Raw genomic sequence first — 14,772 nt, forward strand, 5'->3', positions numbered from 1 at the left:
TCTGGCGCGCTGGATACACTTGGCCGATGAGCGACGAGCAGGTGGCCGCGCCGACGAGTCGGCGGAGGATCAGCCAACGGGGCCTCGCGACGCGAGAGCGGATCCTCGAGGCGGCGAACCGGCTGATGTTCGTACGCGGAGTGAACGCGACGACCCTTGACGACATCCGCGAGGCAAGCCAGACCAGCAAGTCTCAGCTTTATCACCACTTCGCCGACAAGCAGGAGCTCGTGCGAGCGTTGGTCAGATATCGGGGCGCGCTTGTGCTTCAGCGCGAGCGCGGAGGGCTCGAACGGCTGAGATCGTTCTCGGGGCTGGTCCGGTGGCGCAACGCGTTGGTCCAGGCCAACTCGCTCAACAACGGCAGATACGGGTGCGGCCTCGGGTCGATGGCGGTCGAGCTGTCCGATCAAGATGAGCAGGCTCGATCGATGCTGCTGGAGACGTTCGCGGAGTGGGAAAAGCTGATCAGCGATGGTCTGCACCGGATGCGGGACAGCGGCGCCCTGCGCCAGGACGCCGACCCGGAGAAGCTGGCCACGGGGTTGATGGCGGCTTTGCAGGGCGGCTATTTGTTGGCGAACGCCGCACACAACGTCGCACCCATGGAAGTCGCGCTGGACATGGCGCTGGACCACATCAAGTCCTACCTCTCGGAGCCGTCCGGCGAGCCGACCCGCTGATCGAGCCCTTGTCAACGCCTGACGAGCGTCGACTGGTCAGGCGCCGGCAGCTGGCAGGTAAGTCGTCATCCTGAGGCCTGAACGACCGAAATCTTACCGGACTAACGAGTCCAACTGTGAGATTGGCATTGATTGGTCCCCAGCTGGGAGTATCTTGGCCCTAGCCGCCTTCCAGTGCAGCTTAACACCCCCGATGATGGCTGTTGAGGGCTGGGCGGCTCTGGCGATGAGCGGTCAATTGGACTATCCGGTCCGCCCGAGGCTAGCCTTCGGAGGTACCCGGTTGCGGGACCATGCGCCCGGCCGCAGCCCCCGCTCAGACTGCGGCTCGGCTGCTGCTGGATCCGCGTACCTGGACCGTCACTATCAGGATCTACAGGAAGGCGCGGCTGGTGGAAACCAATCAGGATCGTGTCGTCGCATCCGCCCGAGCTGTCCTCCCGGCCACCGAGCGCCGGCGCACGGACGTGACCACCGGCGGCTTCACGTTCGTCGCGGATGAACCGCACAACGGCGCGCTCGGCGACGGCCCGACGCCGACGGAGTACCTGTTGATGGCGCTCGCGTCGTGCACTGCTCAGACGCTCCGGCAGTACGTCGACTACAAGTACGACACCGCGGGTGACATCACCGTCGAGATCGACTACCACGAACCCGAGCAGGAGGGCGCAGAGCGTTACCTGCAGCGCACGATCACGCTGAGCGAAGAGCCTGACCCCGACGACCTGAAGGTGATGCATGACATTGCCGAGAAGTCCCCGGTGACCCTGCTGATCCAGTTCGCCTGGAGCGTGCGGACCGAGTTCGTCGGGCCGCGCTGAGATCAGGCCCGCCCACTGCTCGGCGATCACGGCCGAGCAGCACCCGGCTGTCGGTCCGCCCCTGGGGCGGCGACAGTGTTCATGAGCCGGCCGCATCCGGAAGGGCATCGGCGGGCCGTGTCGCTCGCTCCACACCCGGCCACAGATGGGCAGCGCGATCAGTACTGAAGCGGGCGGTCGCGTGCCCGCAGCGCGGCACGTGATCTAGCTATCCATGCTGGCACGGCCAGCGCGCCCGGAGGTGACGTGTGACCGAAACCAAGATGAACGGCCGAACGGCCTGGAAGCCGAGTCTGGCGGCCCCGCTGCGAGCCTTTGTGCGGACCGAGGCCGGCAGCGCCGGCGTGCTCGTGGCCGCCATCATCGCCGCACTGCTCTGGGCCAACATCGACCCCGGCTCCTACGAAGCCATCTGGCGCACCCCACTGTCCCTACGCCTCGGGCACCTCGAGCTCTCCCGCGACCTGCACACCTGGATCAACAGTGGCTTGATGACGCTGTTCTTCCTGGTCGTCGGCCTTGAGACACGGCGCGAGTTCGACCTCGGCGACCTACGCGACCGGCAACGTTTCGTGCTGCCCGCCGTGGCCGGCGTGATCGGCATGCTGATCCCGGTGCTGATCTTCCTGGTGATCAACCATGGCGGGCCGGGCGCGCACGGCTGGGGCGTGGCCATGTCGACCGACACCGCCCTCGCACTGGGCCTGCTGGCACTGCTCGGCCGGGGCGTGCCCGACCGGGTCCGGATCTTCCTGCTCACCGTGTTCGTGGTCGACGACCTGATCGCACTCATCGTCATCGCCCTGGTCTACAGCGACGACATCAAGCTGATGCCCATCGTGGTGGCCGTAGCGGCGTTCGCGGTCATGCTGGCCATCCGCACAGCCGGCGTCCGACGTGGCTCGGCGTACGCGCCGGTCGCCATCGTGATGTGGGGCGCGCTGCTGGTCAGCGGAGTCGACCCGGTGGTGGCCGGACTCGCCATCGGGTTGACCGCGTTCGCCTACTCTCCCGGCCGAGCTGAGCTCGAGCAGGTCAGCGGGCTGTTCCGGTCGTTCCGTGAGCAGCCGACGCCCAAGCTCGCGCGTACGGCGTCGATCGGCCTCGCGAACACGCTGTCGCCCAACGACCGCCTTCAGCGCATCTACCACCCCTGGTCCAGCTACGTCATCGTGCCGCTGTTCGGCCTGGCCAACGCTGGCATCAGCATCGACGGCCCGTTCCTGGCCCGGGCGTTCGCGTCACCGGTCACCTGGGGCGTGCTGCTTGGATACGTCGTCGGGAAGCCGCTCGCCGTGATCGGCACCTCGGCCGGGCTCACCTGGATCTCACACGGTCGCATCCGGCCGGCCGTGGGCTGGGCGGGCGTGCTCGGCAGCGGCACGATCGCCGGTGTCAGCTTCACGGTGTCGCTGCTGATCGCGAGCCTGGCCTTCACCGGCGACCAACTGGCCGAGGCCAAAGTCGGGGTACTCAGCGCCGCGATCGTAGCCTCAGCGCTGACCTGGACCGCGTTCCGCGTCACCAACATGTTGCCCAGGGACAAGCGCATCCGGGCGCTCTTCGGCGACATGACGGAGCTCGTCGACCTCATCCCGGACGTCGACGAGAAGCGGGACCACGTCCGCGGCCCCGCCGATGCGTCGGTGACGCTGGTGCAGTACGGCGACTTCCAGTGCCCGTACTGCGGGATGGCCGAGCCGGCCGTCCGGCAACTGCTGGGCGACTCCGACCTGCGATTCGTGTGGCGCCACCTGCCTCTGCCGGACGTGCACCCGCAGGCCCGGCTGGCAGCCGAGGCCGCCGAAGCAGCGGCGGCCCAGGGCAAGTTCTGGCAGATGCACGACCTGCTGCTCGACCACCAGGACAAGCTGAACCCCACTGATCTGATCAACTACGCCGGTGACCTCGGCCTGGATCAGGAACGCTTCCACGAGGATCTGACAAGTCACGCCCATGCCGGCCGCATCGAAAGCGACATCGACTCGGCCGACAACAGCGGAGTGTCCGGCACCCCGACGTTCTTCATCAACGGCCGCCGGCACTACGGCGCCTACGACATCACGACGTTGACCGCCGCCATTCATATGGCGCGAGCCCGGGCCCGCCTCGGCCGCAGGGCACCGGCAACCCGCAGATGGGCGCATTCCCTTGACTCGACAGCACGCCGGTAGGCCGTCAGACGGCCTCGGACTCGGCGACCGCGGCGGCGGTGTCGGTGGCGCGGCGGTTAGGCTGTGTGGATGCAGGAGGCGGTGTCCGGGAACGACCTCGATGGCTGACGCGGACGATATCCGTCACCTGGCGCTGGCGCTGCCTCACGTGGTCGAGATCGACAGTGACGGCTTCGACTTCCGGGTCGCCAACAAAGGGTTCGCCTGGTCCTACCCCGAGCGCAGACCCGGTATGGCGCGCCGCATCCGGACCGACATCGCGGTTCTGTATGTGGGCGACGAAGCGGAGAAGCAGGCGTTGCTCCTCGGCGAGCCCGAGGTCTTCTTCACCACGTCCGCGTATGACGGGTTGCCCCTCGTCATGCTGCGGATGGCGCAGGTGAGCGTCGATCGTCTGAAGGAGCTCGTCACCGACGCGTGGCGCATGCGCGCCCCAGAATCGCTCGTCGGTGACCTCGATGACGGCAGTGGTGACCCGTCACCGTGATCGGGCGCCCACGCCGTCACTGCCGCACACGCTCGCCGGACAGAGTTCCGGCAGGGCTCAGAGCCAGGGTGGTGGGCCCTCGAAGGTGAGGGTGTGCACGTCGAACAGGACCGCCGCCTCCACGCCCAGCGCCGGCCCGCCCTGGCGGGCCGCCCAGGTCAGGAACGGCCCGGGTTCAGGTCCGGCCACACCGAGGCCCTGGGTGTATTCAGCGTGCGCGGCCAGCGAGGCGATGCCGCGCCGCAACGGTTCACCGGTGACATCCACGCCGTGCGTGGGGCGTTCGGCGCCGCCGAAGCAGACGTAGCGCACGCCGCCCCAGGGCGGCAGCCCTTCGTCCACCAGTTCCGGGAAGATCCACCGGTTGCCCGCGTCGCGGGCGGCGTCCAGCGTCGCGAGTCCCACTGCCCGGTGGTCGGCCTGGTTGGTCATACCGCCCACCATGCGGACGGTGAACGCGCCCGAGACGATCACGTCGGGCCGGTGGCGGCGGATCACCCGCACGATGTCGCGGCGCAGGTCCGGACCGTACTCGACGACGCCGTCGCGGTGGTCGAGGAACTCCACGACGTGTACGCCGACCTCGCGGGCCCCGGCGCGCTCCTCCGCCTCGCGCAACGGCGCCGCCTGGTCCGGGTGTATCGCGTCGATCCCCGCCTCGCCCCGGGTCGCCAACAGGTAGGTGACCTGCTTGCCCTGAGCGGTCCAGCGGGCGATCGCCGAGGCCGCACCGTACTCGATGTCGTCGGGGTGTGCGGCCACCGCGAGACAGCGGTCCCAGTCCTCCGGCAGTGCCGGCAGAAGCTCGTCCACGGTTCCGACCGTAGCGGCCTTTCCGTCCGTCCGGCACCGCCGTGTCGGCAACACTGACATCCGCCGGGCCGGTGATACTGGCCGGGTGGACCCCAGCCGGCTCCACCCGCAGGCGCGGGCGGCGATGCAAGTCCAGCAGCGTGTCCCGCTCACGCGGGCGAACCTGCCGGCGGCACGGCTCAGCATGGTCCAGGCGACTCCCGCCGAGGTGGGCAGCGGACCGGCGATCCGGTCCGTGATGACCGTCGACCCCGGTGGCGTTTCCGCCCGCCTCTATCGCGACGGCGGTGACGACGCGAAGCCGGTGGTCATCTACGCGCACGGCGGAGGCTGGGTGATGGGCGGCGTGGACACCCACGACGGTTTCTGCCGGCACCTGGCGGCCACGTCCGGCTGGGCCGTCCTCTCCGTGGACTACCGGCTCGCGCCCGAGCATCCATACCCGGCCCCGGTGGACGACATGGTGCGCGCGCTCACCTGGCTGCGCGGGCCCGAGGCGCCTCGGCACGGCCTCGATCCACGCCGGACAGCCGTGGCCGGTGACTCCTCGGGAGGGCACCTGGCGGCGGTGACCGCCCGGCGTGCCCGGGACGCCGGGATCCGGCTTGCGGGACAGATCCTCGTCTGCCCGGTCATCGACCCCGTGGCCGACTACCCGGCGCTGGACGAGTACGGCCTGGACCGGGACGAGATGCGGTTCTTCTGGGACGCGTTCGCCCCACCCGGCGTGGACCGTACGCAGCCGGATCTGGACCCCCTGCGGGCCGACCTCACCGGCCTGCCGCCCGCCGTGATCATCACCGCCGAGCTCGACCTGTTGTCCGCCGAGGGGGAGCGGTATGCCGCCGGGCTGCTGGCGGCGGGCGTTCCCGTCACCGCAGTCCGGTACCAGGGACTGATCCACAATTTCCCGCGGAAGCTGGCACTGTTCGACGCCGCGCATGTCGCCCTGGCCCAGGTGGCCGCTGTGCTGCACCGTTGGTCAGAGGAGGAAGCAGGAGCACCACCGGACGGCGCGGGCCGGTGACGGCGGCCACTCGGATCAGCGCTTCCTCGGCGAGCTTCCGACTTGTGCAGATGCGCAAAGTCGTCCTTGTGTCAACGATGACATCGCGGTGAGGGTGAGCGAACCCCGTGCCGCAAGGAGTCGGCCGGGCGCTGGACACCTTGCAGGAGCACAGATGCGCAGACTCAAGGCACCACCGGCTCTCGCCCTCCTGGCGGCGGCCGCCCTCCTCGGCACCACCGCCCAGGCCGCGAACGCGGCGACCCGTTCGCCGACGGGCACGACGACGGCCGCGGAGGCCTCCGTCCCGGTCACCGTGGCGCCCGCTACGGACACCCCCGCGCTCGTGGACGACCTGGCCGAGCCGGTCGACGCCACCATCGCACCGGACAAGGCCGCCAAGACCCACCTCGCGGGCCACAAGGACCGCTACAAGATGGCCGACCCGGCCGGCACGCTCACCACGGCGAGCGTCGACACGCGGGGCGCGCGGGAGACGGTCCGGCTGAACCAGAAGTACAAGGGCCTGCCCGTGTTCGGCGCCCAGTACGTGGTGCGGATGGAGAAGAAGGCCGGCAAGCGCATCGTGACCGGCACATCGGGCAGCTACTTCACCGACCTGGACGTCGACACGACGGCCACCCCGATGCCCGCGGACGTCGCGATCTCCCGCGCGGTCGAGGACGTGCGCAGGAGCCTGCACCCCGGTGCGGCCGTCGTGGCCGGCGCCCCGCGGCGCGGCACGAAGCCCGACGCTGCCCACGCCGACCTCAGTGGCACCGACCAGGGACTCGTGGTCATGCCGACCGGCACCGGCGTGCTCGCGCGGCGCGTGCTCGTCAAGGGCAAGGACGTCGTCACGGGCCAGCCCGTGCTCCGTGACGTGTACGTGGGCGCGACGAACGGGGTGACGCTGCTCAGCGTCAGCCGGATCAAGCCGTTCGCCACCGCGCAGCAGGCCGCCGCCCTGGCCGCCGGCGGGACCGCCGTCGCGCCGCAGCCGGCGACGGAGCCGCCGGCGTCGGGCAACGGTACGACGCCGGTCGTCGGCGAGGGCAGGAGCCTGCACGGTGCCACCGTGCCGGTCCCGCTGGTCCGGACCGACGACGCGAACTCCTACCTCATGATCGACCAGACCCACACCCTCGCGGACGGCCGGACGGTGCCGATCACCACCTGGGACGCTCGGGGCCGGGACTACTACGAGCTGCTCGACGGCGAGTTGCCCGAGGGCGTCGGGCCGTTCGCGTCGCCGTCGAGCACGCTCGGCGCGGACCTCACCGACGCCGGCGCCGTGGACGCGGCCTGGGACGCCGCGAAGGTGTTCGAGTGGTTCCAGACGAAGCTCGGGCGCAACAGCCTGGACGGCGACGGCATGCCGATCAACTCGATCGTCGGCATCACCTACGGCGGCTACCCGTTCGTCAACGCCTACTGGGACGGCACCCGCATGGTGTACGGCAGCGGCGACGACGAGTACCTGCCGCTGGCCGCCGACCCGGACGTCGTGGGCCACGAGATGACGCACGGCGTGGTGGAGAACTCCGCGAGCCTCGTCTACGCCGGCCAGCCGGGCGCGCTCAACGAGGCCATCGCCGACTACTTCGGCAACGCCATCGACCTCGACGCGGCGGGCACGTCGATGTCCGACCCCGAGGCGAGCCTGATCGGCGGCGACCTCTGCCGCACCCTGGCGCCCACGAAGTGCGCGCTGCGCAACCTCGACGACGGCGCCACCACGGCGGACTTCCAGCACCTCATGGACACGCCGCAGATGGACGACGGCGGCGTGCACCTCAACTCGACGATCGTGTCCGGGGCGCTGTGGGACCTGCGTCAGGCGTTCGGCGGCCCCGTCGCCGACAGGATCGTCTACCGGGCGCTCACCGACTACCTCACGCCCATGTCCGACTTCGTCGACGCCCGCGACGCGGTGCTCGCCTCCGCCAAGTCCTTCGGCCTGAGCAACAAGGACTACAAGGTGGTGCAGGCGGCGTTCGACTCGCGCGGGATCACCGCGAAGTGGAAGGCGAGCCTGTACGGCAAGAACACCGACCTGCTGGTCGACCGGCTCAACACCGGGCTGTACATCGACATGAAGGCGAGCATGGCCGGCGGCTGGTTCACCGTGCCGCGCTCGGACGCGAACCACACCCAGCCGCCGTCGATCTGGGTGGGCCGCACCGACGGCAAGGTGGCGCCGTACCGGATCTCCCCGGACGACGGGAACACGCACGGCTTCCCGCACACCGATGGCAAGCGGGTCGTGTGGCTGTCGATCGCGGACAACCCCGACTCGCCGACGTGGGAGACCAACCGCATCCTGTCGGCGCCCGTCGGTGGCGGCGACGTCGAGGAGCTCTACAGCTCCCCGTACCGGATCGACGGCCTGGGCTTCGACGGCGACGTCCTCGCGTGGAGCCAGTACGACCCGGCGCAGGGGTACCTCGACGTCGTGCGCTACCTGCAGGGCAGCTCGCGGACCGTGCACACCCTGGCGCACCCCGACTGGGTCGGGAACGCGACGGCACCGAGCGTCAAGAACGGGAAGATCTCCTACGTCCGGTACGAGGACTACGCGCAGCCCAACCCCGACGGCACCTGGTGGTCGCTGGGCGTCGAGGTGTACGACGTCGCGAAGGGGACGACGACCTTCGCCGGCGGTGACCCCGGCGCCGAGACGATGAGCTACCCCGAGGTGTCCGCCACGGGCGTTGCCTGGGTGACCAACCGCGACTACGGCCGCTACGTCGACGGCGAATGGAGCCAGGGGACGTACCACGACTCCGTGCGGCTGTTCGACTTCGCCACCGGCACGAGCCACCTGCTCTTCGAGGAGAACTCACCGCAGGCGATCCGTGCCGACGTCCTCACGCTGTCCGACACGACCCTCACGGTCACCGAGGAGGCCCCCGTGGACCTCTGGCTCGCGCACGGCGGCTACCCGGACAACTCGCTCAACCCGAAGCTCAAGCAGTACACGTTCGACGGAAGCTCCGTCGGCCCGGCGTCGTGCAGCCCGGGCGCGCAGATGTTCGCGACGGCGGGCACGGGGCGCGAGGTGATCTTCATGGACTCGTCGGCGGGCGGTTTCGGCCTGGCGTACGCGACGGGAGCCAAGTCCTGCAAGTGAGCCCCTGCTAGAGGCGCTGGCGCGCCGGGACCCCTGAGAGCGGTCCCGGCGCGCCGTCATATGCGGCATCCCGTCCTCACCTACGCCTTCAGCCACCCCCGCTCCGCCGCCAGCAGCGCGATCTGGAAGCGGGTCCGGGCGCCGAGCAGGGAACCCGCACCGCTGACATGTTTCTGCACGGTACGGCGGCTCACCTTGAGCACGCGGGCGATCGCCTCGTCCTTCATCCCGGTTGCCATCATGTGCAGGATCTCCAGCGTCCGCCGATCCGGCCCCTCGGCTGCCGGACTGCCCTTCGGGGCCGGCCCATCGTGTCGGCTCGCCAGCGACACCGGGTCGGCGCGCTCCCAGACGCTCTCGAACAGCGCCACCAGCGCCACCACCAGCGCGGGGGAGTGCACCACCAGTGAACCCGCCGCCGGGCGGTCCCCGCGCACCGGCAGCAGAGCCGCCGCCCGGTCGAACACCACCAACTTCACCGGAAGCCCGGACGCCAGCCGCAGTTCCCCGCCCTGACCCGTACCGCGCAGGGCCGTCTCGAGCGACACGGCGTCGGTGAAGCCCTCCGTCTCGTACACCGACCGCATCCGCACTCCGGGGGCAATCCCCGACTCGCCGACGGGCGCCTGCGCGGCCGTCACGTACGGCGGCTTGGCCAGATGCAGTACCTCGACCGAACTCCCCTTCAGCAGCTGACCGTAGCGCGCCGGCACCTCGTCCTCGCGCTCCAGCACCTCCACCAGGTGCGCGGCGCGTGGCCCGGACACCGCCTCGTACACCTCGTGAAGCCGCTCCACGATGCCCTCGACGTGGGCCAGCTCGGCCCGCCGCCGGGCCAGCAGGGCGCTGAGCGACGGCCGTGGGGGACCGGCCGCCCAGCGCGGCGCCGCGCCCTCGATCCGCAGCACCAGCGCGGACTCCGCAAGGTGCCGCAGTGCTCGTTCCGCCTCCGCCGGGGACACCCCGACCACCGCCGCCACCTCGGTGACGTCCGCCGACGGCACGGTGACCAGGTGCTCCAACACCCGCCCGGCCAGTGGATCCAGACCGGTTGCCGCCCACGGGCTGCCTGCGGTTCCGTCCATACGTTCCGGCACTCCTAGGGTCGAGCTTGGTCCGCTTCGGCGGACACCATCGGTGTGGTGGTCGGGCCGCCGGGGCGGCGTCGTGGTCGGCGGGACTGCGGTGGCCCGGGCTGCGATGCAGCCGGTGCATGTTCTACCAGCCGCAATGGCAACCGAGGACGCCCGTACCAGCCGATGGGTGTCGAGGCCCCCGCTCCCGCACCCGCGCACACACTGAGATCAGCGGAGCCGGGCGGCAGCGGATGGGTGTGCGGCCGACGGCAGTCCTGCGCACCGGATCAAGCCGGGTTCCGGGACCGGCCGGCTTGGCACGTGGCGTTCGGCCGGACGACGACCACATGGTCTGCCGCTGCTCGTCGGACGGCGCCGGCGCGCCCTCGACGGGATGCGCGGAGAGTAGCTGGTGCCTCATGACGGTCCTGCGACAGCTCATGCCTGGAATGGCGACGGGTCAGGCGGTCAGCCGGCGCGCGACTGCGGGGATCACGATGGCGGCGGCGACCAGGTGGGTGAGCATCAGCAGCACCCTGGTGGCCGCCCCGGCGTCGACGATCACGTCCGGCACCAGCGACAGGACGGTCAGCAGCACCGTCGTGCGGACGAACGTGGGCCGCGGACGCCGGGCGAAACGGGACAGCAGCGCGGCGATGAGCACGCCGATCAGCGAGAAGACAGCGGTCAGCACGCCGAACCCCGCGACCGGGATCGGGGCGCCGGCCAGGTCGAGGCTGACCCCTGCCGCGTGGCCGGCGGCGGCGACGGCCATGGTGGCGGCGCTCGCGGCGGCCGCGGCGACGACACCGCTCCGGATCAGCGCACCGACGGTCGAAGCGGTGGCGTGGGTCGTGTTCGCGGTGGTGGTCATCGTGCCCTCCGGTGGGTTTATGGACCGGCTCGGTGCCGGGCTCTCACCACGACGACGAACAGGCCCAACCCCAATCGACAGGCACACCCAGATCTTTTCGGAGACACTCGCCCCCGGTGCGGCAGCTCCCGGGCAGCCCTGCCGCGCAGCCCGTCGACCCGGTGCGCTCTCGTTGGCCGTTCCGCCGTTGACTGCCGGGCTGGCTCCGGCCCGGAGCATCCTCATCTCCGCCGCCGACACAAGAGGCGTCAGAGGAGAAGGCGGTTCGTCTCGGCCCTGCCGATCTCCAGGCCATCGCGATACAGCACCGCTCGGGCGTAGGTGGTCGAGCCGCCGGTTACCAGGATGTCCGACCAGTGGACGTCAAAGCAGTACCGACAGTGGAAAACCTGCTCCGCCCCGTCATCGACACGGTGAACCGAAACGGCGACGTCGATCGATCGGGCGTTCTCGACGTTGTCCAGCGCCGCCGTCCCGGTGAAGCGCCCCCACACCGCCGAACGGCGGGGTGAGTACCGCAGCTCGACCACGCCGAGATGAACGTTGCCGTAACCGGCGGGGACGTGACTTGTCCAGATCAGCTTCCGGGCGTGCATGGTGCGCTTGTCGGGCACGCAGCCACACCGCTCCGGATCGGCGCCGTCGACCACCGGCTCCGGCGGCAGCGGTGAGTCCGGATGCGAGCCGCCCGGACCGGCCCCCTCGCCCTCCCATCGGGACCGCCAGATGTCCGGGTCATCGCCGCACACCTGAGTGAACGCCTCGACCAGCGTCCAGCTGGGATACCGGCGACCGTTCTCGACCATGGACAACGCGGCGATCGAGTAGCCGGACCGTGCGGAGAGCTGCCGAAGGCTGAGCCCGCTGCGATGGCGCAGATCCCGCAACCCGAGGGACAGCGTCGGCGCACCGTCGTTGGAGGGTCGCCGCGCCCCGCCCCGATCACCCACGATGAACCAATCGCTCGTTGTCAGCCCGGCGCCGTTCACTCCTGTTCACATCGCCAGGGCAACCCTTTACCGGTCGAATCCTAGTGCGCGAACCTGATCCGGCAGGCGACGCCCAGCAGCAGGAGCATCGATGCCATCAGCCCACCGGGACCGTGCGGGCGTCCGCGCCGAACAACCCTGGAGAAGCCGGTGAACACCGAACCTGAACCCCACCCGGACGCCACGCGTCTCACCCGCACCTACGACGCTCCGGCAGAGCTCATCTGGGAGCTGATGACCACCGCGGCCGGTCTCGAAAAGTGGTGGGCCCCGGATGGCTTTGACATCCGCGTCAGCGAGGTCGAGCTCAAGCCCGGCGGCCGGCTGCGATACACCATGACCGCGACCGCGCCGGAAACGATCGCATTCGTCGAAAGCACCGGCAACCCGGTCTCGGTCGAGCTGTGTAAGACCTTCACCGAGGTCACCGCGCCGGCGCGCCTGGCCTACCTGTCACTCATCGACTTCGTACCCGACCAGGAGCCGTACGAGCATCTGACCGTCATCGACATCGAGCCTGCCGGTGACCGTACGAACGTGATCATGACGCTCGACCCGCTGCACGACGACACCTGGACGCAGGGGTACCGCGCCCACCGAGGCGAGGAACTCGGCAAGCTCGAGACGCTGCTCAGGCGAGTCCCGGGCTAAATCGCATGGCACGAGGGACCCGGATGACTCGACGGCGATCAGCAGAGGACCGACGTTCAGCTGCTCAAGGTGAACCCCCGCCCAGGCTGAGTCCGGCCTGGTTGGCCGAGGGCTACCGGCGGTATGGCGTGATCGGGGCCGTCGTCGCGTCATCACTCATGATCGGGGCGGCGGTGGGTAAGGGTGCGCTCGACGCGATCAGCGACAAGTCGCGCCAGGCCGTGACCTCGACGCTCAACAAGCCGGCTCAGCGGAGCGCGCCACAAGACCCGCTGCGGATCTCGGTCCGCACGGCAGCGGGCGACGTCGAGTGCCCTCGGACCAGCTTCATACTGCCAAGCCTCGCCGCGCTGCGCGGCTCACCGTCTCCGTCGTCCGAGTACGGCTCGGAGGAGTGGGTCCTCTCCCATGGCGGTGTCCCGGCCGTCGGCGTCGTCTACTTCACCGTTCAGACACCGTCGGCCAGTGCCGTGCTGCTCACCGGTATGCGCGCGGTGGTGGACCGCCGGCAGCCGGCCAACGGTGTCCGGGCAGGCCTCACCAGTCAATGCGGCGGCGAGGTCGACAGCCGGTACTTCAGCGTTGACCTCCAGGCAGCCAAGCCGAGCGTGACTGCGCAGCCAGCGGTCGACGGCTACACCGGCACGACGATCGCCCCCGCGGTCACCTTCCCCTTCAAGGTTTCCGCCAGCGATCCCGAGGTGTTCATCGCCAACGTCGGCGACGCCACCGGCGACCTGGCCTGGCACCTGGAGTTGGACTGGGTCGCCGACGGCAAGCCGGGCCATTCCCGCCTGCCCGACCACGGTGTCTTCCGCACCAGCTCCGCCCCGCAGACGAACGTCGACCGACTCGAACAGCTGCTCGACAGGAGCTGAGCACGCCGCGGGCAGCCAGGCCGCCCGGGCCGCCGCGGGTCCAGCACCTCGGCGAGTGCGTCCGGCGCCGCTATCGGCCGTGACCGTCATCTCGTCCGGACCGTGGGCGTCATGGGTAAGCCACCTACCGGTTCCGGTCGACCTGGCATCCTGGGGGGATGTGCAGGAACATTCGTGTGCTTCACAACTTCGAGCCGCCGGTGACCGACGATGAGATCGAAGCCGCCGCCATCCAGTACGTGCGCAAGGTCAGCGGCACGACACGGCCGTCCGCGGCGAATGAGGAGGCGTTCGGCGAGGCGGTCCGCGCTGTCACGGCAGCCACCCGAACCCTGCTGGACAGCCTCGTGACGAAGGCGCCGCCCCGCGACCGCGAGGTGGAGGCGGCAAAGGCCAAGGCGCGCGCCGCCGAACGGTACGGTCTTCGAGAGACGACATCGGGCTGACGCGCCCGGTCCAGCCCACCCTCGGTAGGGCTTCCTGCTCGGAAACCTGAACCGGGCGGCTACCCGAAGCGATCGGCCAGCTTCGTCAGCTTGGCGACGTACGCCGGCCAGTCGTGGCCGTGCGGGATGTTGGTGGTCTCCCGCCGCAGGCCGATCGCCGTGTCGTGCTGCTCGCGCATGATGTCGGCGTGACCGGCGTGACGAGCGAGGTCGCAGGTCACGTGGACGATGATCCTCTGCAACGTCACGTCCTGCTCACCTGGCCGCCACCACGACACCCGCCCCGGCGCGTCCAGCGGTAGCTGCTCGATCGTCTGATCCGCGAACACCCCGACCCGGCGATACAGGTCGATCAGCCCATCCTTCGTCTCGTCCTCCCGCGCGAACCAGTCTGCCTGCGGGTCCTCCTCGAACGCCTGCATCGGGACCAGTTCCTCCGGCGTCGGGAACTCGCGGCCGAAGGTGGGCCCGAAGTAGCCGGCCTCGACATTGAGGCAATGCTTGACGATTCCCAACAGGTTGTTGCCGGTCGCCGTGCGGGGCAGTCTGGCGTCGCGTTCGCTCAGCCCGTCGAGCTTCCAGATCAGGTCTTCGCGGGTCGCCTGCAGGTAGTGGTGCAGGGCAGCCTTCGCATCGCCCAGGTCAGCCATGCCCGCCAGTCTTCCTCATCCGCCCGAGCATCGTGCCCCGTGTCGCCTGCAAGATCATCCCCGGCTGGAGCGGTCGGTTGCCGGCGCGGCG

Annotated in this window: 14 protein-coding genes; 9 read left to right on the forward strand and 5 right to left on the reverse strand. The window is 69.9% G+C overall.

Annotation, left to right across the window (positions count from 1 at the left end; translation table 11 throughout):
* Positions 1-26 precede the first annotated feature (26 nt).
* From NFX44_RS13945 to NFX44_RS13960, 4 genes are all read left to right on the forward strand, one after another.
* A complete protein-coding gene (locus NFX44_RS13945) occupies positions 27-683 on the forward strand; it encodes a TetR/AcrR family transcriptional regulator (protein ID WP_262283958.1) in 657 nt (218 codons plus the stop codon).
* 392 nt (positions 684-1,075) lie between these two features.
* Entirely contained in the window at positions 1,076-1,504 is a 429-nt protein-coding gene (locus NFX44_RS13950) for an OsmC family protein (RefSeq protein WP_262283959.1), read from the forward strand.
* Between the two features lie 317 nt (positions 1,505-1,821).
* Positions 1,822-3,678, forward strand: coding sequence for a Na+/H+ antiporter NhaA (gene nhaA / locus NFX44_RS13955; protein WP_262283960.1), 1,857 nt, complete (start codon positions 1,822-1,824; stop codon positions 3,676-3,678).
* Positions 3,679-3,778: 100 nt separating this feature from the next.
* Complete coding sequence (locus NFX44_RS13960) at positions 3,779-4,165, forward strand: MmcQ/YjbR family DNA-binding protein (RefSeq protein ID WP_262283961.1); 387 nt, start codon at positions 3,779-3,781, stop codon at positions 4,163-4,165.
* A 57-nt stretch (positions 4,166-4,222) separates the two neighbouring features.
* Here NFX44_RS13960 and NFX44_RS13965 read toward each other — a convergent pair whose 3' ends face one another.
* Complete coding sequence (locus NFX44_RS13965; RefSeq protein ID WP_262283962.1) at positions 4,223-4,978, reverse strand: PIG-L deacetylase family protein; 756 nt, start codon at positions 4,976-4,978, stop codon at positions 4,223-4,225.
* A gap of 85 nt (positions 4,979-5,063) precedes the next feature.
* Between NFX44_RS13965 and NFX44_RS13970 the strand changes: the two genes are divergently transcribed.
* Complete coding sequence (locus NFX44_RS13970) at positions 5,064-6,005, forward strand: alpha/beta hydrolase (protein WP_262283963.1); 942 nt, start codon at positions 5,064-5,066, stop codon at positions 6,003-6,005.
* Between the two features lie 154 nt (positions 6,006-6,159).
* Positions 6,160-9,117: a M4 family metallopeptidase gene (locus tag NFX44_RS13975; RefSeq protein WP_262283964.1), complete on the forward strand. Its 2,958-nt coding sequence runs from the start codon at positions 6,160-6,162 to the stop codon at positions 9,115-9,117.
* Between the two features lie 80 nt (positions 9,118-9,197).
* Here the strand turns inward: NFX44_RS13975 and NFX44_RS13980 are convergent, their stop codons facing one another.
* The 3 genes from NFX44_RS13980 to NFX44_RS13990 form a co-directional block, all read right to left on the reverse strand.
* On the reverse strand, positions 9,198-10,202 hold the full coding sequence (locus NFX44_RS13980; RefSeq protein ID WP_262283965.1) for a helix-turn-helix transcriptional regulator: 1,005 nt from the start codon (positions 10,200-10,202) through the stop codon (positions 9,198-9,200).
* Positions 10,203-10,653: 451 nt separating this feature from the next.
* Positions 10,654-11,067 carry a DUF6069 family protein gene (locus NFX44_RS13985; RefSeq protein WP_262283966.1) on the reverse strand — a complete coding sequence of 138 codons (414 nt, stop codon included), beginning with the start codon at positions 11,065-11,067 and terminating at the stop codon, positions 10,654-10,656.
* Between the two features lie 248 nt (positions 11,068-11,315).
* Positions 11,316-12,056, reverse strand: coding sequence for a helix-turn-helix domain-containing protein (locus tag NFX44_RS13990; RefSeq protein ID WP_262283967.1), 741 nt, complete (start codon positions 12,054-12,056; stop codon positions 11,316-11,318).
* A 150-nt stretch (positions 12,057-12,206) separates the two neighbouring features.
* On the opposite strand from NFX44_RS13990, the gene NFX44_RS13995 reads away from it, so the two are divergent.
* The 3 genes from NFX44_RS13995 (at position 12,207) to NFX44_RS14005 (ending at position 14,031) form a co-directional block, all read left to right on the forward strand.
* Positions 12,207-12,707 (forward strand): SRPBCC domain-containing protein, encoded by a 501-nt coding sequence (locus NFX44_RS13995; RefSeq protein WP_262283968.1) that lies wholly within the window; start codon positions 12,207-12,209, stop codon positions 12,705-12,707.
* Positions 12,708-12,808: 101 nt separating this feature from the next.
* Complete coding sequence (locus NFX44_RS14000; RefSeq protein ID WP_262283969.1) at positions 12,809-13,585, forward strand: hypothetical protein; 777 nt, start codon at positions 12,809-12,811, stop codon at positions 13,583-13,585.
* Positions 13,586-13,743: 158 nt separating this feature from the next.
* Positions 13,744-14,031, forward strand: coding sequence for a DUF2277 domain-containing protein (locus NFX44_RS14005; protein WP_262283970.1), 288 nt, complete (start codon positions 13,744-13,746; stop codon positions 14,029-14,031).
* Positions 14,032-14,090: 59 nt separating this feature from the next.
* Here NFX44_RS14005 and NFX44_RS14010 read toward each other — a convergent pair whose 3' ends face one another.
* Complete coding sequence (locus NFX44_RS14010) at positions 14,091-14,681, reverse strand: DinB family protein (RefSeq protein ID WP_262283971.1); 591 nt, start codon at positions 14,679-14,681, stop codon at positions 14,091-14,093.
* Positions 14,682-14,772: the final 91 nt, after the last annotated feature.

This window comes from Micromonospora sp. MA102, assembly GCF_025460765.1.
Lineage (GTDB): Bacteria > Actinomycetota > Actinomycetes > Mycobacteriales > Micromonosporaceae > Micromonospora > Micromonospora halotolerans.

Coding starts and splice junctions, on each gene's coding strand:
- NFX44_RS14010 (WP_262283971.1), bottom strand. CDS start 14,681: ATGGCTGACCTGGGCGATGCGAAGGCTGCCCTGCACCACTACCTGCAG.
- NFX44_RS13945 (WP_262283958.1), top strand. CDS start 27: ATGAGCGACGAGCAGGTGGCCGCGCCGACGAGTCGGCGGAGGATCAGC.
- NFX44_RS13960 (WP_262283961.1), top strand. CDS start 3,779: ATGGCTGACGCGGACGATATCCGTCACCTGGCGCTGGCGCTGCCTCAC.
- NFX44_RS13985 (WP_262283966.1), bottom strand. CDS start 11,067: ATGACCACCACCGCGAACACGACCCACGCCACCGCTTCGACCGTCGGT.
- NFX44_RS13980 (WP_262283965.1), bottom strand. CDS start 10,202: ATGGACGGAACCGCAGGCAGCCCGTGGGCGGCAACCGGTCTGGATCCA.
- NFX44_RS14005 (WP_262283970.1), top strand. CDS start 13,744: ATGTGCAGGAACATTCGTGTGCTTCACAACTTCGAGCCGCCGGTGACC.
- NFX44_RS13975 (WP_262283964.1), top strand. CDS start 6,160: ATGCGCAGACTCAAGGCACCACCGGCTCTCGCCCTCCTGGCGGCGGCC.